Origin of the sequence: Thermus brockianus (genome assembly GCF_001880325.1) — a bacterium.
Taxonomy (GTDB): Bacteria; Deinococcota; Deinococci; order Deinococcales; family Thermaceae; genus Thermus; species Thermus brockianus.
This window is the reverse complement of sequence record NZ_CP016312.1, coordinates 1809932-1835154: the sequence shown is the minus strand read 5'-3', so window position 1 is coordinate 1835154 and position 25223 is coordinate 1809932. Positions and strand designations below refer to the sequence as shown.

27 protein-coding genes, 1 tRNA gene and 1 pseudogene are annotated in these 25223 nt (G+C 67.4%); 10 read left to right on the top strand and 19 right to left on the bottom strand.

Annotated features, from left to right (window positions below):
* Positions 1 to 5 precede the first annotated feature (5 nt).
* The 6 genes and pseudogenes from A0O31_RS09860 to ychF all read right to left on the bottom strand — a co-directional run bounded on the left by A0O31_RS09860 (position 6) and on the right by ychF (position 6060).
* Entirely contained in the window at positions 6 to 1553 is a 1548-nt protein-coding gene (locus tag A0O31_RS09860) for a sensor histidine kinase (RefSeq protein WP_071677700.1), read from the bottom strand.
* Positions 1546 to 2289, bottom strand: a complete 744-nt coding sequence (locus A0O31_RS09855; protein ID WP_071677699.1) for an RNA methyltransferase — start codon at positions 2287 to 2289, stop codon at positions 1546 to 1548. Before A0O31_RS09855 ends, A0O31_RS09860 begins: the two co-directional genes overlap by 8 nt.
* Positions 2273 to 4405: a transglycosylase domain-containing protein gene (locus A0O31_RS09850; protein ID WP_071677698.1), complete on the bottom strand. Its 2133-nt coding sequence runs from the start codon at positions 4403 to 4405 to the stop codon at positions 2273 to 2275. The genes A0O31_RS09855 and A0O31_RS09850 overlap by 17 nt, the downstream gene beginning before the upstream one ends.
* A gap of 4 nt (positions 4406 to 4409) precedes the next feature.
* Positions 4410 to 4790, bottom strand: coding sequence for a response regulator (locus tag A0O31_RS09845; RefSeq protein WP_071677697.1), 381 nt, complete (start codon positions 4788 to 4790; stop codon positions 4410 to 4412).
* Positions 4791 to 4834: 44 nt separating this feature from the next.
* A tRNA-Gln gene (locus A0O31_RS09840) sits at positions 4835 to 4908 on the bottom strand.
* A gap of 46 nt (positions 4909 to 4954) precedes the next feature.
* Positions 4955 to 6060, bottom strand: a pseudogene (gene ychF / locus A0O31_RS09835) (redox-regulated ATPase YchF).
* Between the two features lie 73 nt (positions 6061 to 6133).
* Here ychF and deoC point away from each other — a divergent pair.
* From deoC to A0O31_RS09800, 7 genes are read left to right on the top strand one after another with little or no spacing between them, the layout of a single operon-like run.
* On the top strand, positions 6134 to 6793 hold the full coding sequence (deoC, locus tag A0O31_RS09830; protein ID WP_071677696.1) for a deoxyribose-phosphate aldolase: 660 nt from the start codon (positions 6134 to 6136) through the stop codon (positions 6791 to 6793).
* On the top strand, positions 6783 to 7910 hold the full coding sequence (locus A0O31_RS09825) for a phospholipase D-like domain-containing protein (RefSeq protein WP_071677973.1): 1128 nt from the start codon (positions 6783 to 6785) through the stop codon (positions 7908 to 7910). Before deoC ends, A0O31_RS09825 begins: the two co-directional genes overlap by 11 nt.
* Positions 7886 to 8449: a Maf family protein gene (locus tag A0O31_RS09820; protein WP_071677695.1), complete on the top strand. Its 564-nt coding sequence runs from the start codon at positions 7886 to 7888 to the stop codon at positions 8447 to 8449. Before A0O31_RS09825 ends, A0O31_RS09820 begins: the two co-directional genes overlap by 25 nt.
* Positions 8446 to 9234, top strand: a complete 789-nt coding sequence (gene mreC, locus A0O31_RS09815; protein ID WP_071677694.1) for a rod shape-determining protein MreC — start codon at positions 8446 to 8448, stop codon at positions 9232 to 9234. The genes A0O31_RS09820 and mreC overlap by 4 nt, the downstream gene beginning before the upstream one ends.
* Positions 9231 to 9689 carry a rod shape-determining protein MreD gene (mreD, locus tag A0O31_RS09810; protein ID WP_071677693.1) on the top strand — a complete coding sequence of 153 codons (459 nt, stop codon included), beginning with the start codon at positions 9231 to 9233 and terminating at the stop codon, positions 9687 to 9689. Before mreC ends, mreD begins: the two co-directional genes overlap by 4 nt.
* Complete coding sequence (locus tag A0O31_RS09805; protein ID WP_071677692.1) at positions 9686 to 11428, top strand: penicillin-binding transpeptidase domain-containing protein; 1743 nt, start codon at positions 9686 to 9688, stop codon at positions 11426 to 11428. Before mreD ends, A0O31_RS09805 begins: the two co-directional genes overlap by 4 nt.
* 9 nt (positions 11429 to 11437) lie before the next feature.
* Positions 11438 to 11995: a septum site-determining protein MinC gene (locus tag A0O31_RS09800; RefSeq protein ID WP_071677691.1), complete on the top strand. Its 558-nt coding sequence runs from the start codon at positions 11438 to 11440 to the stop codon at positions 11993 to 11995.
* Here the strand turns inward: A0O31_RS09800 and A0O31_RS09795 are convergent.
* The 11 genes from A0O31_RS09795 to A0O31_RS09745 form a co-directional block, all read right to left on the bottom strand.
* Complete coding sequence (locus tag A0O31_RS09795) at positions 11955 to 12392, bottom strand: DUF420 domain-containing protein (protein WP_071677690.1); 438 nt, start codon at positions 12390 to 12392, stop codon at positions 11955 to 11957. The two genes, A0O31_RS09800 and A0O31_RS09795, sit on opposite strands and share 41 nt — an antisense overlap.
* Positions 12389 to 12661, bottom strand: a complete 273-nt coding sequence (locus A0O31_RS09790; RefSeq protein WP_071677689.1) for a hypothetical protein — start codon at positions 12659 to 12661, stop codon at positions 12389 to 12391. The genes A0O31_RS09795 and A0O31_RS09790 overlap by 4 nt, the downstream gene beginning before the upstream one ends.
* A 30-nt stretch (positions 12662 to 12691) precedes the next feature.
* A complete protein-coding gene (locus A0O31_RS09785; protein WP_071677688.1) occupies positions 12692 to 13264 on the bottom strand; it encodes a hypothetical protein in 573 nt (190 codons plus the stop codon).
* A 22-nt stretch (positions 13265 to 13286) separates the two neighbouring features.
* Positions 13287 to 13964 carry an outer membrane beta-barrel protein gene (locus tag A0O31_RS09780; RefSeq protein WP_071677687.1) on the bottom strand — a complete coding sequence of 226 codons (678 nt, stop codon included), beginning with the start codon at positions 13962 to 13964 and terminating at the stop codon, positions 13287 to 13289.
* Between the two features lie 65 nt (positions 13965 to 14029).
* Entirely contained in the window at positions 14030 to 15175 is a 1146-nt protein-coding gene (gene argJ, locus A0O31_RS09775) for a bifunctional glutamate N-acetyltransferase/amino-acid acetyltransferase ArgJ (protein WP_071677686.1), read from the bottom strand.
* On the bottom strand, positions 15166 to 16203 hold the full coding sequence (gene argC, locus A0O31_RS09770; protein ID WP_152024465.1) for an N-acetyl-gamma-glutamyl-phosphate reductase: 1038 nt from the start codon (positions 16201 to 16203) through the stop codon (positions 15166 to 15168). Before argC ends, argJ begins: the two co-directional genes overlap by 10 nt.
* 2 nt (positions 16204 to 16205) lie before the next feature.
* Complete coding sequence (locus A0O31_RS09765; RefSeq protein ID WP_071677684.1) at positions 16206 to 16724, bottom strand: Uma2 family endonuclease; 519 nt, start codon at positions 16722 to 16724, stop codon at positions 16206 to 16208.
* A 4-nt stretch (positions 16725 to 16728) separates the two neighbouring features.
* Positions 16729 to 17634 (bottom strand): ornithine carbamoyltransferase, encoded by a 906-nt coding sequence (argF, locus tag A0O31_RS09760; RefSeq protein ID WP_071677683.1) that lies wholly within the window; start codon positions 17632 to 17634, stop codon positions 16729 to 16731.
* 43 nt (positions 17635 to 17677) lie between these two features.
* On the bottom strand, positions 17678 to 18361 hold the full coding sequence (gene bshB1, locus A0O31_RS09755) for a bacillithiol biosynthesis deacetylase BshB1 (RefSeq protein WP_071677682.1): 684 nt from the start codon (positions 18359 to 18361) through the stop codon (positions 17678 to 17680).
* Positions 18354 to 18956 carry a glycerol-3-phosphate 1-O-acyltransferase PlsY gene (gene plsY / locus A0O31_RS09750; RefSeq protein ID WP_071677681.1) on the bottom strand — a complete coding sequence of 201 codons (603 nt, stop codon included), beginning with the start codon at positions 18954 to 18956 and terminating at the stop codon, positions 18354 to 18356. Before plsY ends, bshB1 begins: the two co-directional genes overlap by 8 nt.
* 10 nt (positions 18957 to 18966) lie before the next feature.
* Entirely contained in the window at positions 18967 to 19746 is a 780-nt protein-coding gene (locus A0O31_RS09745) for an ABC transporter permease (protein ID WP_203226794.1), read from the bottom strand.
* A 21-nt stretch (positions 19747 to 19767) separates the two neighbouring features.
* Here A0O31_RS09745 and A0O31_RS09740 point away from each other — a divergent pair, with 21 nt between their 5' ends.
* From A0O31_RS09740 to A0O31_RS09730, 3 genes are read left to right on the top strand one after another with little or no spacing between them, the layout of a single operon-like run.
* Positions 19768 to 20766 carry an ABC transporter ATP-binding protein gene (locus A0O31_RS09740; RefSeq protein WP_071677680.1) on the top strand — a complete coding sequence of 333 codons (999 nt, stop codon included), beginning with the start codon at positions 19768 to 19770 and terminating at the stop codon, positions 20764 to 20766.
* On the top strand, positions 20763 to 21539 hold the full coding sequence (locus tag A0O31_RS09735) for an ABC transporter permease (RefSeq protein WP_071677679.1): 777 nt from the start codon (positions 20763 to 20765) through the stop codon (positions 21537 to 21539). The genes A0O31_RS09740 and A0O31_RS09735 overlap by 4 nt, the downstream gene beginning before the upstream one ends.
* Before the next feature lie 7 nt (positions 21540 to 21546).
* On the top strand, positions 21547 to 22071 hold the full coding sequence (locus A0O31_RS09730) for a Uma2 family endonuclease (RefSeq protein WP_071677678.1): 525 nt from the start codon (positions 21547 to 21549) through the stop codon (positions 22069 to 22071).
* Here A0O31_RS09730 and cimA read toward each other — a convergent pair.
* Both cimA and A0O31_RS09720 read right to left on the bottom strand, forming a co-directional pair.
* The gene (cimA, locus tag A0O31_RS09725) at positions 22052 to 23629 is read right to left on the bottom strand and encodes a citramalate synthase (RefSeq protein ID WP_071677677.1); all 1578 of its coding nucleotides are present in this window, start codon (positions 23627 to 23629) and stop codon (positions 22052 to 22054) included. The two genes, A0O31_RS09730 and cimA, sit on opposite strands and share 20 nt — an antisense overlap.
* 2 nt (positions 23630 to 23631) lie before the next feature.
* Positions 23632 to 25188, bottom strand: a complete 1557-nt coding sequence (locus tag A0O31_RS09720) for a 2-isopropylmalate synthase (protein WP_071677676.1) — start codon at positions 25186 to 25188, stop codon at positions 23632 to 23634.
* Positions 25189 to 25223 lie beyond the last annotated feature (35 nt).

Sequence of the window (25223 nt, the reverse complement as noted above, 5' to 3'; positions counted from 1 at the left end):
GGCCCCTAGTAGGGTACCTCCGCCCCCACCTCCGTGCCCTTCCCCGGGGCCGAGGCCACCCAGAACCGCCCCCCCCTGGCCTCCACCCGCTCCCGCATCTGGGTTAGGCCAAAACCCCCCAGGCCCTGGGCCTCAGGGCGTTGGAAGCCCTGGCCGTTGTCCCGCACGAGCAGCCTCGCCCCCCTTTCCCCCAAGGGCTCCAAAACCACCTCCACCCGGGTGGGCTTGGCGTGCTTGGCGGCGTTGGTGAGGGCCTCCTGCAGGACGCGGAAGAGGACGAGTTCGCTCGCCTGGGACAGGCCCACCCCATCGGGCAAGGAAAGGTGCACCCGGAACCCCGCCTGCTCGGCGAAGGCCAGGGCGTAGCGGCGCACGGACTCCAGGAAGCCGTAGCGCTCCAGGTCAATGGGCCTCAGGGCGAAGATGCTCCGGCGCACCTCGCGGATCTGGCTCCGCAAGGTATCCTTCACCTCGGCAAGGGCCTTTAGGGCGGCTTCCCGGTCTTTGTCCAAAAGCCTTTCCGCCAGGTCCAGCTTCAGGGCCATGAAGGCCAGGCTTTGCGCCAGGCCGTCGTGGATCTCCCGGGCAATCCGGGTGCGCTCCTCGTTGATGGCGAGCTCCTCCGCCCTCAGGTAAGCCTGGGCGTTCCGCACCGCCAGGGCCACCTGGGAGGCCAGAAAGGAGAGAAAGGGGATGCGCCGGGAAAGGCCCTTTCCCTTAAGCGCCAAGACCCCCACGGGCTCCCGGGCCTTCAGGGGAAGGGCCAGGGTCTCGGGGGCCACGAACACCGGGCCCTCCAAGGCCCCCTTCCAAGCCCCCTCGGGGAGGAAAGGATGGCTGGGAAGGGCCAGGTTCCGCACCACCCGGGGCACCAAGAACCCCTCCTCGTCCAGAAGGAGCACCCCGCCTCCCTCCGCCTCGGCCCAGTCCTGGATGCGCTCCAAGAGGTTCTCCAAAAGCCGGTCCAGGTTGGCCTCCGCCTTCAGGGCCTGGTCCACCTCAAAAAGGGTGAGGAGGTCGCGGCTTCGCGCCACCACGGCCTGCAAGGCCCCTCCCACCTCGTGGGCCAGCACCTCCAGGAAGGCCCGCTCCGGGGTAGGTGGGCAGGCTTCCAGGTATCCCCTGAGGCCGGGAAGCTCCACCCTTACCCCCCCGCACTCCTCCCCCGCCCGCACGCCCTCCACCTCCAGGGCCAGGGGGTAGCCCAAGGTTTCCTGGAGGGCCCGGGCCACGCGCTGGACGGCCTCCTCCAGGTTCTCGCTCTCCAGGGCCTCCCGGAAAACCCGCCCCGCCGCCAAAAGCCTGCGGTTCGCCTCCTCTAGCGCCCTTTCCGCCCGGAGCTTCTCCAGGACCTCCTGGGCGATCCACTCCAAGACGGCGTAGGTCACCAAAGGCCCCACCAGGCCGTAAAAGCCCAGGCGGAGCCAAAGGAGGGCATCCACGTGCCGGTAGGGAAGAAGGGCCACCTCAAAGGCCACCACCACCAAGGCGATGAGGGGCGGCAAGAGGCGTTGGGCTAAGCGGACGAGGCGGTAGAGGCTTTGGCTAGCCATCCTTCTTCCCCATGGCGTAACGGCTCTGGTGGAGAAGCCCCCTCAAAAGTTGCGCCTCCCCCGGGGAAAGCCGTGCCTTATGCAGGATGCGGCGCAGGCGGCGCATGGCGTAGGGGTGGCGGTGGGGGTCGGTGAAGCCGATCTCCAAGATGTACCTTCCGAGATCGGCGAAGAGGGCCTCCAGGGCCTCCGTGGAAGCGAGTTCTTCCCTTTCCCCCTCCCCGTTGGCCAAAGCCCCCTTGTACAGCTCGTAGGCGAAGACCACCACCGCCTGGGCCAGGTTCAAGGAGGGCTGCTCGGGGGCGGTGGGAATGGTGCCGATGAGGTGGGCCAGGTCCAGCTCTTCGTTGGTGAGGCCAAAGGTTTCCCGGCCAAAGACCAAGGCCACCTCCCCCTCCACGGAAAGGACGTGGCGGGGCACCTCCCAAGCAGGTACCACGGGGGCGGGGTAAAGCTCCCGGGGCCGGCCCGTGGTGGCCACCACGAACCGGGTGCCCTCGAGGGCCTGCAAAAGGCTTCCCGTCACCACGGCACCGTCCAGAATCCCCTCGGCGTGCACCGCCACCCAATAGGCCTCCCGGGCCCAGGGCGGGCCCACCCGGGGATGGGGGTTGACCACGTAAAGCCGGGAAAGGCCGAAGTTGCGCATGGCCCGGGCCACGGCCCCCACGTTCATGGGCTCCTGCGGCTCCACCAAGACGATGCGGATGTGGCTCAGGTCAGGGCGAGGTTCCATGGGGTTCCTCCAAGGGTGGGGTGGGCGGGGCCTCCGGGGCCGCTTGGGGTTGCGGCTCGGAAGGAGGGGGCGGGGTGGCCTCGGTAGGGGGTTCTACCGGAGGAAGGGGCACCCGGCCCTCAGGAAACCACATGGCCACGCCCTCCGGCGCGGGCTTGCCCGAAACCAGGTCCACCCGGGCCTGCACAAGCCCAGAAGGCGGGGGGATGTCCCCTCCCGGGCGGCCCCTTAAGGCCTCCGCCACGAAAGCCCGCCAGATGGGCGGGTTGACCACGGAGCTGGAGGGCTCCCGCCCCCCCATGCGCAAGGGCTTGTTGTCGTCCCGGCCCACCCAGACCACGGCGGAAAGCCCCCGGGTCACCCCGGCGAACCAGAGGTCCCGGGCCTCGTTGGTGGTGCCCGTCTTCCCCCCCACCACCCGGCCCGGGATGCGGGCCCCCTTGGCCAGGCCCCGCTCCCCCAGATCGTACACGTAGCCCTTCAGGAGGTCCCAGCCCTGGTAAGCGGCCTCGGGGCTAAAAAGCCGGCGCCGTTCGGGGCTCGCCTGGTAGAGAACCGTCCCCTTGGCGTCCTCCACCCTTAGGACGTAAAGGGGCGTGACCCGGTAGCCCCCGTTGGCAAAGGCGGCGTAGGCGGCAGCCAGGTCCACCGGGGTGATGGAGGCCCCGCCAATGGCGATGGCCAAGGTGGGGTAACGCACGGCAAACCCCGCCTCGGAAAGCTTCCTCGCCACCTTCTCCACCCCGATGGCGTTGGCGGTGTAGATGGCGGGAAGGTTCAAGGAGAGGTCCAAGGCGTAGCGCACGGTAATCTCCCGGTTGAGGAAGGTCCCCGAGAAGTTCTTGGGCCGCCACACCCCTTGGGGCTGGCTGGGGTCGGGAAACTCCAGGGGGCGGTCGGGCACCAAGGTGGCCTGGGTGAACCCCTCCTCAAAGGCGGTGGCGTAGACAAAGGGCTTGACCGCGCTTCCCGGGTTCCTTAGGGCCCGGGTGGCCCGGTTGTACTCGTCCTCTTCCCGCCTTATGCCCCCCACCATGGCCAAGACCTCCCCCGTTTCCGGGTCCAGGCCCACGATGGCCAGGTCCGCCCCCTCGGGCAGGCGGGCCTCCTCTGCCGCCCGTTCCGCCGCCCGTTGCATGGCGGGGTCCAGGGTGGTGTAGACCTTGAGCCCCCCTTCCCCATACACCTTTTCCCGGCCGAAGCGGGCCTCGAGGAAGCGCCGCACCTCCAAAACGAAGTAGGGGGCCATGCGGAAGTCCAGCTGGCGCACCAGCCGGGCCTCGGGGTCCACGAGTTTGGCCTCCAAGAGGTTTCCCTCGCCATCGTAGCGGGCCTGCCACCCCTTGGGCACCAAGGGTTCCCGCCAGCTGGCCTCGGCCACCTCAGGGCTCACCCACCCCTCGGCCACCATCTGGTCCAGGAGGAAGCGCATGCGCTGGCGCACCCCCGGAAGGTCGGCGTAGCGGGCGTTAGGGGCGGGGATGAGGGAGGCCAGGTAAAGCCCCTCCGCCAGCGTCAAGGCGGCGGGATCCTTGCCGAAGTAGGCCTCCGCCGCCCCTTTAATCCCCACGGCGTTCCCCCCCCAGGGGATGATGTTTAGATACATTTCCAATATCTCTTCCTTGGTGTAACGCCGCTCCAGCTCTAAGGCCAAGGCCCACTCCTTGAACTTGCGCTCCAGGGAACGGGCCTGGGCCAGCTCCTTAAGAAGGGTGTTCTTGATGACCTGGGTGGTGATGGTGCTCCCCCCCTGCAGGTCCCCCCGGGCGATGGCGTAAAGCGCCCCCAGAAGGCGCACGAAGTCCACCCCATAGTGCTGGAAAAACCGGCGGTCCTCGGAAAACACGATGGCCGCCACCGCCGCCGGCGATACCTCTTCTAGGCGGACCAGGCTCCGGTGGATGGCCCGCCCCTCCTCCACGCTGGCGATTTGGGCTATGGGCGCGCCATCCCGGGCATAGAGCACCGAGGTGGCGGTGAGGCGGAGCCGCTCAAACTGGGCAAGGTCCGGGAGCTGGCGGGTGTAGGCGTAGGCCAGGTAACCCAGGGCGAGGGACACCCCCACCAGGAGCCCTAGAAGCGTCAGGAAGAGCACGCGGAACACCCGCACGCCCACCAGTTTACCCAACCTCCCCCTGCTCAGGGGAAAGCCGGAGGAAGCGGAGGAGCTTCTCCCGGCTAAGGGGCTTTTCCAGGGGCACCACCCGAACCACCTCGGCCGTGGTCCTCTGTTTCTCCGAGGGGGAGATGAGAACGGCCACGGGCACCTCCTTGAGGCGTTTGACGTGGCGGATGCGGGCGGCCACGGCAAAGGCGTCCAGGTCCAGGTCCTCGTCCAGGAGGATAGCCCTCGGGGTGTGGTCCAGAAGCCAAAAGAGGCCTTCCCGGGCCAAGTCAAAGTAGCGCAGCGGGATATCCGTTCCCAAAAGGGCCATCTCCACGTAAGCCCGCAGGGCCTCGTTGCGGCTTAGTAGGAGCACACCCGGATAGTCCGCCGCCACGGGGCCAGTTTACTCAGGAGTTGCGAAAAACCTATGAAAAAAACTGGCTGGGGCGCGTGGACTCGAACCACGACCGGCGGATCCAAAGTCCGCTGTCCTGCCATTAGACGACGCCCCAGCGTCCAAGGGGGATTGTAGGGCAAAAGGGCGCCGGCGTCAAATCCTTAGACGCTGAAGAGGACGTAAATGACGTCCCCGTCTTGCACCTCGTAGTCTTTGCCCTCGAGGCGCACCCAGCCCCGCTCCTTGGCCTTCGCCCACCCCCGGCTTCCACCAGCCGGTCCCAGGGAATGACCTCGGCCCGGATGAAACCCCTTTCCATGTCCGAGTGGATCTCCCCCGCCGCCTGGGGGGCCTTGGTCCCCCGGCGCACCGTCCAGGCCCGCACCTCCTTCTCCCCGGCGGTGAAGAAGCTAAGGAGGCCCAAGGCCCGGTACCCCGCCTTGGCCAAGCGTTGCAGGCCGCTTTCCCCAAGGCCATAGGCGGCGAGGAGCTCCTTGGCCTCCTCTTCCGAAAGCTCGGAGAGCTCGGCCTCCAGCTTGGCGGAGACCACCACCACCTCCGCCCTTTCCGCCGCAGCCTTCTCCCGCACCGCCTGGACGTACGGGTTCCCCTCCCCATGGGGGAGGTCCTCCTCCGCCACGTTGGCCACGTAGATCACCGGCTTGGCGGTGAGGAGGGGGGTTTCCCTGAGGAAGCGGCCCACCTCCTCGGAAGGGGGGAAGGTGCGGGCAGGCTTCCCCTCTTGCAGGTGGGCGTAGAGGCTCTCAGCCGCCTCCAAGAGGGGAAGCTTCTCCCGGTCGGCGCGGGCCTCCTTGCGCAGGCGCTCAAGCCGCCTCTCCAAGGTGGCGAGGTCGGCGAGGAGAAGCTCGGTTTCCACCACCTCGGCGTCCTCCAAGGGGTCCACCCGGCCCATGACGTGCACCACCTCGGGGTCGGGGAAGCAACGGAGGACGTGGGCGATGGCCGCCACCTCGCGGATGTGGGCCAGGAACTGGTTGCCAAGCCCCTCCCCCTTGTGGGCCCCCTTCACGAGCCCGGCGATGTCCACGAACTCCACGTGGGTGGGCACGATGGGGGGCACCCTCTCCCCCTTGGCGAAGACCTTCTGCAGGGCGTAAAGCCTTGGGTCCTCTAGGGGCACCACCCCCACGTTCTTGTCAATGGTGGCGAAGGGGTAGTTGGCGGCGAGCGCCCCGGCTCGGGTCAGGGCGTTGAAGAGGGTGGACTTGCCCACGTTGGGTAGACCGACGATGCCGACTCCAAGCATGCTTACCTCAAAAAAAGCCCCACTTGGGGGCCTCTTTTCATCCTATCACGCCCCTTGCGTATGATGGCAGGGTATGGACCTGGCCGCCTACATTGACCACACCCTCCTAAAACCCACGGCTACCCCGGAAGAAATCCAAAAGGTGGCGGAAGAAGCCCTGGAGTACGGTTTCTATGGCCTCTGCATCCCCCCCTCCTACGTGGGCCTCGTGCGGGAGCGCTACCCCCATGCGCCCTTCCGCCTGGTGACCGTGGTGGGGTTCCCTTTGGGGTACCAGGAAAAGGAGGTGAAGGCCCTCGAGGCCAGCCTCGCCTACGCCCGGGGGGCGGATGAGATTGACATGGTCCTGCACTTGGGAAGGGCCCTCGCCGGCGACCTGGCCTACGTGGAAGAGGAGGTGCGCGCCGTGCGCCGGGCGGTACCCCGGGCGGTGCTCAAGGTGATCCTGGAAACGGGCCACTTCACCCCCGAGGCCCTGGAGGCCCTGGCCGAGGCCGCCATCCGGGGTGGGGCGGACTTCCTCAAAACCTCCACGGGCTTTGGCCCCCGGGGGGCAAGCCTTGCGGACGTGGAGCTTTTGGTGCGGGTCGCCAGGGGCCGGGCCCGGGTGAAGGCGGCGGGGGGCATCCGGGACCGGGAAACCGCCCTGCAACTCTTGGAAGCGGGGGCAAGCCGCCTCGGCACCTCCAGCGGTGTGGCCCTGGTACGGGGGGAAGCGGGCAGTGGGTACTAGGCGGCGCAGGCAAAAGGCTTTGGCGGGGCTTCCCGGCTACCTGGTCCTCCTCGTCCTTTTCCTCCTTTGGGCCTACCAAGAGCTCCGCAAGCCCGCCCCGCCCCCAGTGGAGGCGGGAAAGGCCGAGGTCTACTTCATGCCCCAGGATGGGGAAAGGGCCAAGGCCCATCTCCTTGCCCTCATGGCCTCGGCCCAGGAAACCCTGGAGGGGGCCTTCTACGAATTTCGCGACCTAGAGATCGCAAAAGGCCTCCTCGCGGCCGGAAAGCGGGGGGTGAGGGTTCGGCTTTACGGGGAAAGCGACTACCGGGAGGACTTCCGCCGCTACCTGGTGGCGGCCTCCTTGGGGCAAGGGGAAGAGCCCCCTAAGGTGCCCCGCGCCCTCCTGCGGGAAAGGGTCAAGCCCCTTTCCCTAGACTGCGAGGAAATCGCCGGCATCCCCGTCTGCTACGACGAGCGGGAAGGCTTCATGCACCACAAGTTCCTGGTGGTGGACCGCAAGGCGGTGTGGACGGGAAGCGTGAACATGACCTGGAACGCCTTCGCCCGCAACAACGAAAACGCCCTCCTCCTCCCCTCCCCCACCCTGGCGGAAGGCTACGCCCAGGAGTTCCAGGCCCTTTATGGCGGCGCCAAGGAAGGCCTGGGCCGCCCCGTGGCCTTCGCCCTGGAGGGGGTGGAGGGAACCGCCTACTTTAGCCCTAAAGGGGGAAGGCTTGCCCAGGAAGCCATCCTAAGGGCCATTGGCGAGGCCCAAAGGGAGATCCTGGTGGCCGCCTTCGTCCTCACGGACCGCGAAATTGTGGAAGCCCTTCTAGGGGCAAAGGAACGGGGCCTTGCGGTGCGGGTGGTCCTGGAAGCCCGCAACCTGGGGGATAGCCGGGACGAAAGGCTCCTTGAGGGGGGTATCCCCGTGCGGAAGGACCCTAACCCCTACACCCTGCACCACAAGGTCATGGTCCTGGACGGGATCCACGTGATTACGGGAAGCTACAACTTCTCCTTCCGCGCCCGGGAGGTGAACAACGAAAACCTCCTGGTCCTAAGGAGCCCCACCCTGGCGGAGGCCTACCGAAAGGAGGTGGAAAGGCTTTGGGAAGCGGGCGACCCCCTTTAATCCTGGCCTCGGGTAGCCCCAGGCGCAGGGCCCTCCTCGAGGCCCTGGGCTACCCCCTTCGGGTGGTGGTCCCCGGGGTAGAGGAAGCGGACCTCGCGCTCCCCCCACCCGAGCTCGCCCTGGCCCTTGCCCGGCGCAAGGGGGAAAGCGTGGCGGGGGAATGGGTCCTGGCGGCGGACACCGTGGTGGACCTTGGGGGGAAGGTCTTGGGCAAGCCCAAGGACCCGGAGGAAAACCGCCTTTTCCTCAGGCTCCTTTCCGGGAGGAGCCACCGGGTGCACACCGCCATCTACCTCCGCACCCCGATGGACCTGGTCCTGGAGGTGCACACGGCCAGGGTGCGCTTCCGTCCCCTTTCGGAGGAGGAGATCGCCTGGTACGTGGAAAGCGGCGAGGGCCTGGACAAGGCGGGGGGCTACGGGGCCCAGGGGCTCGGCATGGCCCTTCTTTCGGGGGTGGAGGGGGACTTCTACACCGTGGTGGGCCTCCCCGTGTCCCGGCTCTTCGCCCTCCTTTGGGAAAGGGGGTTTAGGCCGTGAGCGAAACCGCCCTGCGCCGCCTTCTCCTCCTCGGCCTCCTCGCCTTGGGACTCGCCCTGGCCGCCCTCACCCGGCCCCTCGCCCCCAAGGTTTCCCTCCGGCTTTCCCCCCTCACCGCCCCCCTGCCCGCCCTAGGGCACCGGTTTGGGGAGAACCTCCGGGCGGGGGTTTCCGCCCTCCTAAACCGGGAAGACCTCTACCGGGAAAACCGCCTCCTCAAGGACCGGGTGGCGGCCTTGGAAGCGGAAAACCGCAGGCTTCGCCTGGAGGTGGAGCGCCTCTCCCGGGCCCTTAGGGTGCAAGCGGAGCAGGCCCCGGGGGTGGTGGCCGTGGCCCCCGTGGTGGGGGAAGACCTCTCGGGGCTCTACCGCCGCCTGGTGATCGGCCTTGGGGAACGGGACGGGATCCGGGTGGGCATGCCCGTCACCGCCCCCGAGGGGCTGGTGGGCCTGGTGGTGGAGGTGGAGGCCCACCGGGCCCTGGTGCGCACCCTTTTGGACCCGGAAAGCCAGGTGGGGGTGCGCCCCGAAGGGGCCCCCGGGCGGGGTGTGGCCCGCGGTGCCCCCCCGGACCGGCTCCTGGCCGAGTTTCCCCCCACGGTCCAGGTGGCCCCGGGGAACCTCCTCCTCACCGGGGCGCCCTTGGGCCTTTTCCCCGCGGGCATCCCCGTGGGCCGGGTGGAACGGGTGGAAAGGGTTCAGGGGGGGCTTAAGCTAAGGGCCTGGGCCAGGCCCTTGGTGGAGCTTTCCCTCCTGGAAGAGGTGATCGTCCTGAGGCCCTTATGACGGCGCTTTTAGCCCTTCTCCTCACCCTTTTTCTGGCCGGGCTCCTTTCCGCCCTCTGGCCCCAGGGGCTCATGGCCCCCGACCTCTTCCTGGTCCTTGCCCTTTGGTACGCCTGGGGCAGGCCCTACTACCTAGGGCTTCCCGTGGCCTTTCTCCTTGGGCTTCTCCAAGACCTCTTGGGGTATGGCCTCCTGGGCCTCCACGCCACGGGCCTCCTCCTCGCCGCTTACGCCTTCTACGCCGCAAGCCGGCGCCTGGTGGCGGGGGAAGGGCTGGGCGCCTCCTTCGCCTTCCTTTGGGCCTTTCTGGCCAAGTGGTTCGGCTACTTCCTGGTGGCCTACTGGCTTCGCCTGGACCTCCCCCCCCTCCTCCCCCTGGACCTTCTTCTGGAAGGCCTCTTCACCCTCCCCCTGGCCCTCCTGGCCCTTCGGCTAAAGGGTGCGCGTGCGCCATGACCTCGAGGCTTTACGCCCTCATGCTCTCCTTCCTGGTGGCCCTGGGCCTTTTGGGCCTTCGGGCTTGGCAACTCCAGGTGCTGGAGCACGAGAAGTACGCCCTGAAAAGCCAGGGGAACTACCTGAAGACCGAGGGTATCCCCGCCCCCCGAGGGCGGATCCTGGACCGGAAAGGGCGGGTCATCGCCCAGGACCGGCTGGTGGTGGACCTGGTCTACGAGGGGGGAGAGGTGGCCTTTAAGGAGCGGCTCCTCCCGCTTTTGGGCCTGAAGGAACTCCCCAAGGAACCCGGGGTGCTCAAGGCGGGGGTGCCCGAGCACCTCCTCCCCACCCTGGCGGAGCTCACCGCCGGGCAGAGGAACCTGAAGCTTGTAGAACGCATTGAACGCCACTACCCAAACCCCATCTCGGGACCCGTTTTGGGCTACGTCCTCCAGGCCAACGCCGAACAGGTGAAGCGGGGCTATAGCCCCGACGAGCAGGTGGGCCAGGCGGGCCTCGAGGCTGCCCTCGAGCCCTACCTGCGGGGCAAACGGGGCGTGAAGGCGGTGGAGGTGAACGTCCGGGGGGAACGTCTGCGGGAAACCATCCTGGAAGAGCCCACCCCCGGAAAGGACGTGGTCCTCACCCTGGACCTAGACCTGCAACGGGCGGCGGAAAGGGCGCTAGAGGAAGCCCTCGCGGACATCAATGCGGGCCGCAGGCTTAACGGCCTCCCCCCCGCCACCCGGGTCAAGGGGGCCATCGTGGCCCTGGACCCGAGAAGCGGGGAGATCCTGGCCATGGCCAGCGCCCCCTCCTTTGACCCCAACCTCTTCGCCAAGCGCCCCGTGCCCAAGGAGGTCCAGGACCTCCTACGGGACCCGGACCTGCCCCTCCTCAACCGCGCCCTCCAGCCCTACACCCCGGGCTCCACCTTCAAGCTCGCCACGAGCTACGCCCTCCTGGAGGAGGGCTACGTGAGCCCAAACACCCCCTACCGCTGTAGCCCCTACATCGTCTACGGGGGGCAGGTGCGCCGCAACTGGGCCAGCCGGGACATGGGGCCCATGACGGTACGGGAGGCCATCGCCTGGAGCTGCAACACCTGGTACTACCAGGCGGTGGCCCAGGACCCCTTGGGCTTTGTGGACCGCCTGGCGGCCCGGGCGCAGCTTCTCGGCCTTGGGGAGCCCACGGGGGTGGAGGTGGCGGAGAAGACGGGCCTCCTCCCAACCCGGGCCTGGAAGCGGGAGGCCTTGGGGGAGGCTTGGTACCCCGGGGAAACCCTTTCCGTGGCCATCGGCCAGGGTCCGGTCCTCGCCACCCCGGCCCAGATCGCCCGCATGCTGGCCACCCTGGCCAACGGGGGCAAGAAACCCCGACTGCACCTGGTGAAGCGCTTGGGCAAGGAGGAGGTAAGGCCCTCCTTGGCGCCGGTACCGGGGCGCTTCTTCGGCGTGCTCCAAGAGGGTTTGCGGAAGACCGTGACCGAGGGGACGGCGCGCCACGTGCTGGGAAGCTTCCCCGTCCCCACAGGGGGCAAAACGGGGACAGCGGAAACCCCCGGCAAGCGCCGGGGGCTGGAGCACGCCTGGTACATGGGGTATGGGCCCACGGACCCCCAAAGCCCCTACCCTCCCTTGGTGGTAGTGGCCTTCTTTGAAAACGGGGGGGAAGGGAGCCGGGTGGCCCTCCCAGCGGTGCGCAAGGTGATGGAGGCCTACTGGAAGGTGCCCGAGGAGGCCAAGGCCCCGTAAAATAGCCCCATGCGCCTCCGCGCCACGCCCAAGGCCCTCGCCCTCCGCCTGGACGGGGGGGAGAGCGCCGAGGACATAGCCCGGCTCACCCTCCCCGAGGGGCTTCCCCTGGAGGTGGAGGTGGCGGGGCCCGTGCCCCAAGAGGTCGTAGAGGCCCTCCTGGCCTTAGGCCGCCCCCTCACCCTCGTACCCGCCCGAAGCCACAAGGGCCTAAGCACCCTGGTGGTGAGCAAAACCCTAAGGGCCGGGGAGCGGGTGGAGCACCCCGGCACCGTCGTGGTCCTGGGGGACGTCAACCCAGGGGCCGAGGTGGTGGCGGGAGGGGACGTGATCGTGGTGGGGAAACTCCGGGGCCTCGCCCACGCCGGGGCAGGGGGGGATGAGGAGCGCTTCATCTTCGCCCTAAGCCTCGGCGCCAAGCAACTCCGCATCGGACCCCACCTGGCCCAGGCCCCCGAGGGGGAAGCGGCGGAGGGGCCCGAGCTCGCCCGGGTGGTGGAGGGGCGGATCGTGGTGGAGCCCTGGGCTAGAAGGCGATCCCCCCCGACTCCACCCCGTAGCGCTTGAGCACGAGGTAAATGACCCAACCCGTGAGGGCCACGTAGAGCCAGATGGGCACCAGGACCTTAGCCCAGCGCTTGTGGAGGGCGAACTCGCCCCTAATGGCCCGCCAGATAACGTAAAGGGCCAAAGGCCCGTTCAGGGTGGCCAAAAGGGTGTGGGTGATGAGGATAAAGTAGTAGACCCCCCGCCAAGCCTCCGGCCCCCCATAGGCCGTGGTGCCGTAAAGGCCCCACTTGGTGAGGTAAAAGACCAAAAACAAAGCCGCCAGCGCCGTGGCCGTGAGCATGGCCCGGTGGTGCCAAACCCGCTCACCCCGGCGGATGAGCCCTACCCCCACCAAAAGGGCAAGCCCGGAAAGAACGATGCTCCAGACAGCGAGAAGCCCCAAAAGCTCCTTCATTGGCCCTCCCCCAGGCGTTCGCTCAAAAGGCGCACCGCCTCGAGGCGGGCAGTGCGGGCGTAGCTGTAGCCCTTGAGGTAGTCTTCTTCCTGGCCCAAGAGCTGGTATAGCCGCAGGTAGGCCACCGCCAAGAGCCCATCCCGCTCCCGGCTTGGGGGAAGGCGGTGGAGGAGCTTGGCGATTTCCCGGAAGCGCCCCGCCTCCCGGGCCTCGAGGGGGGTCTCCCTCAGGGCCCGGGCTAGGTCGTGAAGGGCTTCCCCTAGCGGCATACCGGCCCAAAGTGTACCACAAGGCGCCCCTTAGGGGATGCGCCTAGAAGAACGGTTGCCAGCGGCGTCCACCGCTACCACCACCGCTCCCGAAGGGACCTCCACCAAAAAGGAAACCCTAGCTTCCTTGGGCAGGGAAAGCGGCGTGTACCGTCCTCCCACCTGCACCACCACCCGGTCCACCCGCACGTTGTCCTCCACCCGGCCATAAACCCGGTAGAGGCTCCCCTCCCGCTCCACCCGCTCCACCACGATCCGGGGCGGGGCGGCGTCCAGCACCAAGGGAACGCGCCGCTCCACCCGGTGGCCCAGGGCGTCCACCGCCTCCATCCTCAGTTCCACCTCCCCCGAGGTGGGGGCCTGTAGGCGGAAGCGGAAGCGCACGAGCCGCTTGCCCTTCTCCGCCTCCCCCAGCACCTCCGCCCCTTGCGCCCGCACGCTCGCCACCCCGGAGGGGTCAAAGGCGTAGCCCTCCACCACCAGGGCCTTGCCGGGGGCCACCGCTCCACCCAAGGGCTCCACCAGGCCGAGCTCCGGCGGGGCCCCATCGGGCCGAGCGCAACCGGCAAGGAAAAGCAAAAGAAGAAGGGGATGCCCACGCATCCCCTTCATGCTACCCTAGGGCTTAGAAGCGATAAGCGGCGCCCACGCGGAGCTTGAAGACCCACTCGGGCTGGGTAACCAATTCGTTGAGGCTATCGTAGCCGCTGCCCCCGGGGCACACAGTTCTCTCGGTCTTATTCCCGGAGTCATCCTCATGGACCCTCTTGAAGCAAGCGTTCAGGTAGTAATCCGCCCCCAGGTCCCCCACCAGGCTCAGGTTGGGCATGAGGGGGTAAGCGAGGCGCACACCGGCGCCGAAGCCAAACTGGTTGGTGGAAACAGATTCGCTCTTGGTGCCCGAAATCTTATTCTGCGGATCCGTATAGCCACCCGAGAAGAGGTTGTAGCGGATCCCGGCGTAAGGCGCCACCTCCACCGGCAGACCCAAGCCCGCCACCTTGTAGAGAACATCCAAGGAAAGGGTGATGTTTTGGCCCCACTCGGAGAGCTCGTTGGTCTTCTTGTAGTCACCCCAAGTCGTGCCTCCCCCAAGGTCATACCCATCGTCCCGCGCATCGCTCTGGGCGAAGCCCACGCCCAGCCGCACCCCCAAGGGAAGCCCAGGGGTAAAGTCCTCCGCCACCACAGCCAGTTGCCCGCCTAGGTTTCCGTAGAGGCCAGCACCAGCCTCCACGGAAAACTTCTGCGCCATGGCCGCCGTCAGGAGAGCCGCAAAAGCTACAACCACCGCTTTCTTCATCCTTCACCTCCATATAGAGGGTTTCCACCCTCGTGAAGATATGCTACGTTCTTCCCAAGAAAAAGTCAAGTCGTGTACAAGGCGTTTATGCGCACATACCCCTCGGTGAGGTCGCACCCGTAGGCCTCCGCCGCCCCTTCCCCCTCTCCCAGGTCCACCAGGACCTCCACCACCTCCTGGCGCATGGCCTGGCTCGCCCTCTCCCGGTCAAAGGGGAGGTCCCCGCCGGCGTACAGGGGGATACCTTGGAGGGAAATCCGCACCCGCAAGGGGTCAAACCGGGCCCCCGAGTTGCCGAGGGCGGCCAGGATGCGGCCCCAGTTGGGGTCGTTGCCGTAGAGGGCGCTTTTCCAAAGGAGGCTTCCCGCCACCGCCCTAGCCGCCCGCCTCGCCTCCTCCTCCGTGACCGCCCCCACCACCCGCACCACCAAAAGCTTCGTGGCCCCTTCCCCATCCCGGGCAATCCTCTTGGCAAGCTCCCGCGCCACCCCTTCCAAAGCCTGGAAGAGGGCTTCGGGCGGCACCTCCCCATAAGCCCCATTGGCCATGACCAGGGCCAGGTCGTTGGTGGAGGTGTCCCCGTCCACGGTCACCTGGTTGAAGGTGCGGTCCACGATGCCCCTCCAGGCCTCCCGCAAGGCCTCCTGGGGCACCCAGGCGTCCGTGACCAAAAAGGCCAGCATGGTGGCCATGTTGGGGTGGATCATCCCACTTCCCTTGGCGATGCCCACCACCCTGGCCCCCGCCACCTCGGCCTCCGCCACCTTGGGCACCAGGTCGGTGGTGAGGATGGCCTCGGCGAAGGGGTCGGCGTAAGGGGTGAGCTCTATTTGCGGCAGGCCCGCCGCGATCCGCTCCACGGGCAGGGGCACCCCGATCACCCCCGTGGAGGCGGTGAGCACCTCCTCGGGGGCAAGGCCCAGGCGGAAGGCGGCGAGCTCGGCCATCCGCGCGTCGTCCCGAAAGCCCCGCTCCCCCGTGGCGCAGTTGGCGTTGCCGGCGTTCACCACCACGGCCCGCAAGGGGGCTCCGGTGGCGTAAAGCCCCCGGCCCCGGTGGATGGAAGGGGCCGCGGCCCGGTTCTGGGTGGCGGCGTAGGCCCATTGGGCGGGAAGCCCTGAGACCAAAAGGGCCAGGTCCGGCTTGCCCGAAGGCTTGATGCCCGCCCGGGTAGCCCCGGCGCGGAAACCCCTGGGTAACCTCACGGCCATACGCCCTCCTTGGGCAAGGCGGTGTCCTCGGGTAGGCCCAGCATCAGGTTCAGGTTCTGCACCGCCTGCCCCGCCATGCCCTTCACCAGGTTGTCCAAGGCGGCGAAGACCAGGACGCGCCCAGTCCTTTCCTCGTAGAGGGGCTTGAGGTCCACCCGGTTGGCGCCATAGGTGCCCTTGGTCTCGGGAAGCCCCCCCAAAACCCGCACGAAGGGCTCCCCTAGGTAGAAGTCCCGGTAGAGGGCGTCCAGAGCCTCCTGGCTCCAGGTCCCCTCCACCTCCGCCTCCGCGGTGACCAAAATCCCCCGGGTCATGGGCACCAGGTGGGGGGTGAAGGAAAGGCGCACCTCCCGCCTGGGCCCGTGGGTGCGCACCCTCCGCCCTTGGGCCAGGAGGCGGCCCAGGTTCGCTTCCATCTCGGGGATGTGGCGGTGGGTGCCCCCTACCTTGTAGGGTTTCAGGTTCTCGTTCACCTCGGCGAAGAAGGTGCCCTCCCCCTCCCTGCCCGCCCCCGAAACCCCGCTTAAGCCCACCACGAAGGCACGCCGGAGAACCCCTTCCGCCGCCAAGGGAGCGAGGGCCAAGGTGGCGGCGGTGACGTAGCAGCCAGGGTTCGCCACCAGGCGGGCTTCCCTGAGCTCCTCCCGGTGGAGCTCGGGCAGGCCGTAGACCGCCTCCCGGAAGAGCTCGGGGCTTTGGTGGCGGATCCCGTACCAGGCCTCGTAGACCTCCGGGGGAAGGCGGTAGTCCCCGGAAAGGTCTATGACCCGCTTGCCCGCGCGAAGGGCCTCGGGGGTGATCCCCATGGCGAGGCCGTTGGGGAGGGCCAGAAACAGGACGTCCGCCCGCTCCAAGACCTCCTCTTGGGCAACGAAGGGCCTTTCGTCCCAAAGCTGGGGCCAGGCGGAAGAAAGGGGTCTACCCTCGTGCTTGCGGCTGGAAAAACCCACCAGTTCCACCCCAGGATGGCGCTTAAGCAGGCGGAGGAGCTCCGCCCCGCCATACCCCGAGGCGCCCAGGATCCCCACCCTTACCACGGCACCTCCAGAAGAACTTCCGGGAAGGCCAGGGGCGCCAGGCGCTCCCCGGGCTTAACCCAGATCTGCTCCCGGTAGTGGTCCTCCTCCGGGGTGCGGAAAACGAGGAGCCGGCTTCCCTGGAGGTCCTGGACCCAAACCTCGGGCACGCCCATACGGGCGTATAGGGGCACCTTTTTGCCTAAATCGTACTCCAAGGAAGCATCGGAAACCTCCAGGAGCAAAAGCACGTCCTCCGCCCCAGGAAGGCGCTCCCCATAGTCCCCCGGCCGCAGAAGGGCCAGGTCCGGCTCCAAATACACATCCGGAGCCAGGGCCAAGGGACCCTGAACCTGCACCAACGCTTCGGGAAAGCGCTCCACGAAGAGACGGTTCCAGCGGTTCAGAACGTAGGCGTGGCGTGGGCCGATGGGTGCCATCTGGTAAATCTCCCCCTCCAGAAGCTCCACCCCCCGCTCGGGCAGGGGAAGCTTCAGGAACTCCTCCAGGCTAAAGCGGTAAGGGCGGACCATACCCCTACTTTAGCAAGGTGAGGAGGACGGCTTTGGCGGTGTGGAGACGATTTTCCGCCTGGTCAAAGACGCGGCTTTTGGGGCCGTGCACGGCTTCCTCCGTGGTCTCCTCTCCGTAGTGGGCGGGGAGGCAGTGGAGGAAGATCCCTTCGGGGTGGAGGAGGGAGAGGAGTTCCCCGTTCACCTGGAAGCCACGGAAGTCCTTGAGGCGCTTTTCCCGCTCCGCCTCCTGGCCCATGCTGGTCCAGACGTCCGTGTAGAGGGCGTGGGCCCCAAAGGCGGCCTCCTTGGGGTCGTGGGTGAAGTAGGCCTTGGCCTTTTCCAGAAGGGCGGGATCGGGCTCGTAGCCCTTAGGGGTGGCCACCCGCACCCTTAGCCCCACCAGGGGCGCGACCTCCAGGAGGGAGTTTAAAACGTTGTTCCCGTCCCCCACCCAGGCCACCTCGAGGCCCTCCCACCCCCCAAAGACCTCCTTGAGGGTGAGGAGGTCCGCCAGGGCCTGCAGGGGATGGGCCCGGTCCGAAAGGGCGTTGATGACGGGGATGCGGGCATGGCGGGCCAGGGCCTCCACGGTCGCGTGCCGGTAGACCCGGGCGGCGATCCCCTCCACGAACCGCTCCAGGTTCTTGGCGATGTCCCTCACGGGCTCCCGCTCCCCGATACCCACCTGTTTCTGGTCCAGGTAAACCGCATGCCCCCCCAGGTGGAGCATGGCCACCTCGAGGGTGGTCCGGGTACGTAAGGAGGGCTTCTCAAAGAGGAGGGCCAGGACCTTCCCCTTTAGCTCCTCCCCCCGGTAGCGCTCCCGCTTAAGCCGCTCCGCCAAGGCGATCAGGTCCCGGATGGCCTGGGCACTGTAGCCGTAAAAGTCCAAAAGGTCCTTGGGCAGGGTCAGGGCGTCTCCCCCCATGAGGCCCTTAGGATACCCCGACCTTGCAAAGTTATGCAAGCGCCTAGGCCCGGGACCAGGGGACGTAGAGCACGGGAAGCTGGCTCACAAAGGGCTCGGCGTAGTCCACCCCCAGGTAGTTGCCAAAGTAGCGGCGCATGGCCTTGCGGGCCTCCACCCCCTTGGGCCCCACGGTCTCGCTCGCCGCCTCCCCGGAAAACTGGCTCCTGTAGGCCAAGACCGCCTGCTCCCACTGGTCTATGAAGGCGGAGATCTTCACCAGGAAGCTGGGGGTGAAGGGGTGGTTGCCCGGGTAGAAGAAAAACCTTTCCACCCGGTGAGGCTCCCCTTCCAAGGGGGCCTTCTTCAGGCCCGCCAGGTGGAGGGCGGCCACCACCAGGCGGCTTGCCGCCGTGTGGTCGGGGTGGCGGTCGGCCTCGAGGGGGGCGAAGAGGATGCGGGGCCTCAATTTCCTGAGCGCATCCGCCAGCTTCAGGCGCTGCTCGGGGGTGTCGGCAAGCCCCCCATCGGGAAGCCCCAGGTTCCCCCTAAAGTCCAGGCCCAGGATCCGGCTCGCCTCCGCCACCTCCTGGGCCCTTTCCTCCGGGGTGCCCTTGGTGCCCATCTCCCCCCGGGTGAGGTCCAAAATCCCCGTGGATAACCCTTCCGCCTTGGCCCTCGCCAAGGTCCCACCGCACCCGAGCTCCCCATCGTCGGGATGGGGGGCGATGACCAAAAGGTCAAGCATCCCTCACCTCCACCCGCTCCCCAAGCCGCCGCTCCGTACCCGCCTGGAGGCGCTTTAGGTTTTCCCGGTGGGTGAAGAAGATGAGAAGGGCCATGAGGGCCACGGTGCCCACCTCCCAAAGGGGCCGCCCCAAGGCCAAGGCCAGCACCAAGGCCGCCAACCCCCCGGTCATGCTCCCTGCGGAAACGTAGCGGGTGAGGAGCATCACGGAAAGCCCTATGGGCAGGGTCCAAAGGGCCAGCACCGGGTCCAGGAAAAGGAGGGTGCCGAAGCTGGTGGCCACGCCCTTTCCCCCCTGAAAGCCCAAGAACACGGAGTAGTTGTGCCCCAAAACCGCCGCCAAGGCCACACCCCCTAGCAAGGGCCCCTCTATGCCCACCGCCCGGGCGATAAGCACGGCAATGCCGCCCTTGAACACGTCAAAGAAGGCCACCACGAAGGCAGGGCCAGGCCCCAAGGCCCTAAGGACGTTGGTGGCCCCGATGTTCCCCGAACCCACCTTGCGGATGTCCACCCCGTAGGTGCGGGCCACCAGAACCCCAGCGGGGATGGAGCCGAAAAGATAAGCGAGGAAGAGGACCCAAAGCCAGTCCATGGGGTGGATTTTAACTGCTCGCCGAGGTGTAGCTCCTTAGGGCCAGGCGGAAGAAGCCCCGCGCCAGGAGGAAAAGGCCCAGGGCGATCCCGAGGGCTACCCAGGGCGCCCCCCTTCCCAAGGCGGCCTCCGCCGGCACCGTGGTAAGGAAGGCCACGGGTACCACGAAGGTGAAGAAGAAGCGGTAAAGGGCCGGATAGCTGGAGGCGGGAAAGCGCCCCGCTTCCAAAAGCCCCCGCAGGACCTCGGTCACGTTGTAAATCTTCACGAACCAGATGCTGGTGGTGGCGAGGAGGAACCAGAGGCTATAGAGCATGACCGCCCCCAAGAACCAGTAGAGGGCGAAGAGGAAGTAGTCCTGAAGCCCCAGGCCAAGCCGGCTTCCCCCAAAGAGGAGAAGCCCAAACCCCAGGAGGAAATCCCCAAGGCCCCATGGGGAGAAAACCCTTAAAGAGAGCCAAAACTGGGGGTCCAAAGGCTTTAGGAGGACGAAGTCCAAGGTGCCTTGCTGCACGTGCTCCACAATCTTGTTGAGGTTAGGGGCGAGGAGGGTGCTCCCAAGCCCCTGAAGGAGGGTGAAGGCGGCGAGGACCAAAAGGGCCTCCTCCCAGGCCCACCCCCCCGGCCGGTACCCCCCCTGGTAGAGGAGGAGGAGGCCGAAGAGGGCCCCGAGGAGGGTGAGGGCCGAGGAGAAAAGCCCCAGGAGGAAGTTCAGGCGGTACTCCATCTCCGCCGCCAAGGAAAGGCGCAAAAAGAGGAGGTAGACCCGCAGGTAGCGCACAAAGACCATTACACCACGTAGACTTAGAGGGTGCGCCTCGAGGCCGTCGTCCTCGCCCAAGACCTCACCAAGCACTTCCGCGTGGCCCTGAAGGAGGAAAGCCTCCTGGGTACCCTGCGCCACTTCCTCTTCCGCCAGTACCGCCTGGTGCGGGCGGTGGAGGGGGTGAGCTTCGCCATCCGGCGGGGGGAGGTGGTGGGCTTTTTGGGCCCCAACGGGGCGGGCAAGACCACCACCTTGAAGATGCTCACGGGGCTCCTCCACCCCACCCGTGGGGAGGCGTTGGTGGCGGGGCACGTGCCCTGGCGGCGGGAAAGGGCCTTCCTGAGGAAGATCACCCTGGTCATGGGCAACAAGCAACAGCTGATCTGGGACCTGCCCGCCATGGACACCCTCCGGCTCAACGCCGCCATCTACGAGGTCCCCGAGGGGGAGTTCCGGAAGCGGGTGGGGGAGCTGGCAGAGATGCTGGGGCTAGAGGGGAAGCTCCACCAGCCCGTGCGCAAGCTCTCCCTGGGGGAAAGGATGAAGGCGGAGCTTTTGGCCGCCCTCCTCCACCGCCCCGAGGTCCTCTTCCTGGACGAGCCCACCCTGGGCCTGGACGTGAACGCCCAGGTGGCGGTGCGGGAGTTCGTGCGGGCCTACAACGCCCGCTACGGGGCCACCATCCTCCTCACGAGCCACTACATGGCGGACATCGCCGCCCTTTGCGAAAGGGTCCTGGTCATCCACCATGGCAGGCTCCTCTACGACGGGGCCTTGGAGGGCCTTTTGGCCCGCTTCGCCCCCTACCGGGAGGTGCGGCTCGTCCTGGCCAAACCCCTTCCCCGGGAGGCCCTGAAGGCCTTCGGGGAGGTGCGGGAAGCGGAGGGGCGGGAGGCCAGGCTCCTCGTCCCCCGGGAGGGGCTCACGGAGCGGGTGGCCCTCATCCTGAAGGGGCTTCCCGTGGAGGACCTCGAGGTCAAGGAGCCCCCCCTGGAAGAGGTCATCGCCCGGGTCTTCCAAAGCCCCAAGGAGGTGGAGGGATGAGGAAGGCCTGGGCCCTCCTAGGGGTGTACCTCGCCTACATGCTGGAGTACCGGGCGGAGCTTTTCCTTTGGGCCCTGGCGGGGGCGCTTCCCCTGATCCTCCTTGGGGTCTGGACGGAAGCGGCGCGGCACGGGGATTTCCCCTTAGGCCCCGGGGAGTTCGCCCGCTACTTCCTCATGGTCTTCCTGGTGCGCCAGGCCACGGTGGTCTGGGTGGTGTGGGAGTTTGAGCGGGACGTGGTGGAAGGGAGGCTCTCCTTCCGCCTCCTTAGGCCCCTGGACCCCTTCTTTGACCACTTGGCGGCCCACGTGGCGGAAAGGCTCGCCCGGCTTCCCTTCGTGGTCCTCCTCACCCTCCTCTTCTTTCTCCTCTTCCCCGAGGCCCGCTTCCCACCCGAGCCTTTGTCCTTCCTCCTCGGGCTCCTCCTCACCGCCCTAGCCTTTTTGCTCCGCTACCTCATGCAGTACGCCATCGCCCTCCTCACCTTCTTCAGCGAGCGGGCCACGGCAGTGGAGGAGGTCTTCTTCCTCCTTTACCTTTTCCTTTCTGGAACCATCGCCCCCCTGGAGGTCTTCCCCGAACCCCTAAGGACCCTCGCCCTCCTCACCCCCTTCCCCTACCTGGTCTACCTCCCCGCCGCCCTCCTGGCGGGGCAGGAGGTGCGCCTCTTCCCGGGCCTTTGGGTGATGCTCCTTTGGGGGGTTTTCTTCTTCCTCCTCTGGCGCCTCCTCTGGCGGCTTGGGCTCAAGCACTACGCCGGCCACGGGGCATAATGGAGGCATGGCCACCCGGTACCGCTTCAGCGTGGAAGCGTTTGAGCGGGCCTTCCAGGGGGTGCCCCACGTGGAGCTCCTAAGGGGAGAGGTGTACCAGATGAGCCCCATGGGACCCAGGCACGTGGCCGCCGTGATGCGCTTGGACCACCAGCTGAAGGAAGCTTTGGCAGGCAAGGCCTTGGTGGCGGTTCAGTCTCCCTTGCGCCTCGCGGAGGACTCCGAGCCCGAGCCGGACCTCCTCATCCTCAAGCCCCCCTTGGAGCGCTACCAGGATCGCCTCCCCACCCCCGAGGACGTCCTCCTCCTGGTGGAGGTGGCGGACACCTCCTTGGAGTTTGACCGAGGGGTGAAGCTTCCCCTCTACGCCGAGGCGGGCATCCCCGAGGTGTGGCTCGTGAACCTGAAGGAGGGCCTCCTGGAGGTCCACCGCGACCCCCGGGTTGGGCGGTACCGGGAAATCCGCCTCCTCACCCCCGAAGAGGCGGTGAGCCCCCTGGCCTTTCCCGAGGTCAGGCTTCCTTGGGCGTAGGGGCCCGGGCGAAGAGGAGGGCGTAGGCGTAGCCGTCCGTGAGGGCCTTGAGGGAGGCCTCGAGGATGTTCTCGCTGGCCCCCACCGTGGCGAAACGCTCCTCCCCCCGCCGCATCTCGGTCATCACCCGCACCCCCGAGTTGGTGCCCGCTTCCTGGCCCGAGAGGATGCGCACCTTGTAGTCCGTGAGCTCCACCTCGGCGAGCTCCGGGTAAAACTGCAACACCGCCTTGCGGAAGGCCCGGTCCAGGGCGGAAACGGGGCCGAAAGGGCTCTCGGCGGCGGTGTGCTGGAGGCTCTCCCCCACCCGCACCCGCACCGTGGCCTCGGCCCAAGCGGTGTCCAGGCCCGAGCCGTGGACGAAGACGCTAAACCCCTCCACGCTAAAAGGCAGGGCCCCGCCCTTGAGCCGGTGGGCCAGGAGGTAGAAGCTCGCCTCCGCCCCCTCAAAGGCGTAGCCCTCGTACTCCAGGGCCTTCACCTCGTCCAAGAGGCGCTTGGCCTCCTCCTTGGAGAGGTCCACCCCGAGCTCCTGGAGCTTGGCGAGGAGGTTGGAGCGGCCCGAGACATCCGAGACCAGGAAGCGGCGGGTATTCCCCACCCACTCCGGGGGGATGTGCTCGTAGGTGCGGGGGTTTTTGAGGACAGCGGACACGTGCACCCCCGCCTTGTGGGCGAAGGCCGCCTCCCCCACGTAGGGGGCGCGGCGGTTCGGGGTGAGGTTGGCCCGCTCGTCCACGAAGTGAGAGAGCTCCTTTAGGCCCTTCAGCCTTTCCGGGGGAAGGGCGGGGATGCCGTACTTGAAGACCAGGGTGGGGAGGAAGCTCGTGAGGTTGAGGTTGCCGCACCGCTCCCCGTAGCCGTTGATGGTGCCCTGGGCGTGGGTAGCCCCGGCCCGCACCGCCGCCAGGGCGTTGGCCACGGCGAGCTCGGCGTCGTTGTGGGGATGGATGCCCACCCTAACCCCGGGAAAGCGCTCCACCACGGCCTTGGTGATGGCGTAGACCTCCTCGGGAAGGCTTCCCCCGTTGGTGTCGCAAAGGACCAGGGTGTCCGCTCCCCCCTCCCGGGCGGCCTCCAGGGTGGCGAGGGCGTAGGCGGGGTCCTCCTTGTAGCCGTCAAAGAAGTGCTCGGCATCGTAGATGACCCGCTTTCCCCTCCTGGCGAAGAAGGCCACCGTGTCCCGGATCATGTGGAGGTTTTCCTCCAAGGTGGTCTCCAGGGCCTCGAGGACATGCAGGGTCCAGCTCTTGCCGAAGAGGACCACCACCGGGGTTTCCGCCTCCAGGAGGGCGAGGACGGAGGGGTCCTCCTCCGGCACGAGCCCCTTGCGGCGGGTAGCCCCAAAGGCGGCGAGCCGGGCCGCCCCCAGGTCCACCCCCTTCATGCGGGCGAAGAACTCGGCGTCCTTGGGGTTGGAGCCGGGCCAGCCCCCCTCAATCACGTGGACGCCAAAGGCGGCAAGCCGCTTGGCGATGGCCACCTTATCGTCCACGGAGAGGCTTACCCCCTCCCCTTGGGTGCCGTCCCGGAGCGTGGTGTCCAGGATCTCCACCATGCCTAGACCCCGCGCTGGACCTCGGCGATGGAAGGGGGATGCCGGGTGGCCCGGCCCGAGACCAGCTTCCCGGCGGCGTCCAAGAAGGCCAAGGCGCTGGCCTCAATGATGTCCGGGGAAACCCCCACCCCCACCGCCTGGAGCTCACCCAGCCGGAGCCGCACCGTCACCTGGCCCAAGGCCTCGGTGCTCCCCGTGATGGCCTCCACCCGGTAGAGCTCCAGCTCGGGCCTGAGACCGATGGCCTCCTGGATGGCCTTGTACACGGCGTCCACCGGCCCATCCCCTGTGTGGGTGGCCACCCGCTCCCCCTCGGGGGTCCTCACCTTCACCGTGGCCGTGGGCAAGAGGCCCGAGCCCGAGAAGAACTGAACGTGTTCCAGGGTGAAGAAGTGGGAGGCGGGCTCGCGCTCGCTTTCCACCAGGGCCTGGAGCTCCTCGGCGGAAAGGGGACCCTTTTTCTCGGCGATCTCCTTGAAGCGGGCGAAGAGCTTCTTCAGCTCCTCCTCGGAGAGGTCCTTGTAGCCCAGATCCTCCAGGGCCTTCCTGAAGGCTGCCCGCCCCGAGTGCTTGCCCAGGACGATCACCGCGGGCCGGCGGCCGATGAGCTCGGCGTCCATGATCTCGTAGGTGGCCCGGTGCTTCAGGACGCCGTCCTGGTGGATGCCGGACTCGTGGGCGAAGGCGTTGTCCCCCACGATGGCCTTGTTGGGGGGGACGGGCATCCCCGTGTAGCGCTCCACCAGGCGGGAAACCCGGTAGATCTCCCGGGTGTTGATCTGGGTGTAGGCCTTGTACCAGTCCCGGCGCACGTAGAGCGCCATGACCACCTCCTCCAAGGAGGTGTTCCCCGCCCGCTCCCCAATGCCGTTGATGGTGCACTCCACCTGCCCCGCCCCGTTCTCCACGCCGGCCAGGGCGTTGGCCACGGCGAGGCCCAGGTCGTCGTGGGTGTGGGTGGAGATGATGACATCCCGCCCCCGCACCACCTCGTCGCGGATGCGGCGGATGAGGGCCCCGTACTCCCCAGGCGTGCCGTAGCCCGTGGTGTCGGGGATGTTGATGGTGGTGGCCCCCGCCTCTATGGCCACCTCGTAAAGCCGCTTCACGAAGTCCCAGTCCGCCCGCATCACGTCCTGGGCGGAAAACTCCACGTCGTCCACGTAGCGGCGGGCGTAGCGGACCATTTGGTCCGCCATCTCCAAGACCTCCTCCTCCGTCTTCTTCAGCATGTACTCCAGGTGGATCTTGGAGGCGGAGGTGAAGACGTGAATCCTTGGCTTTTCCGCCTTCTCCAAGGCCTTGGCCGCCTGGTCAATGTCCAGGGTGTGGGTGCGGGCCAAGGCGGCGATGATGGGGCCCTTTACCTCCGTGGCGATGCGCCGCACCGCCTCAAACTCCAAAGGCCCGGATACGGGAAAGCCCGCCTCAATGATGTCCACGTTGAGCCGGGCCAGGGCATGGGCGATTTCCAGCTTCTGGTCCAAGGAAAGCGCCACCCCTGGGCTCTGCTCGCCGTCCCTAAGCGTGGTGTCAAAGATTCGGATGTGCCGCTCCATCGTTCCCCCCTTTGCAGAAAAGGGCCCCCCAAGGG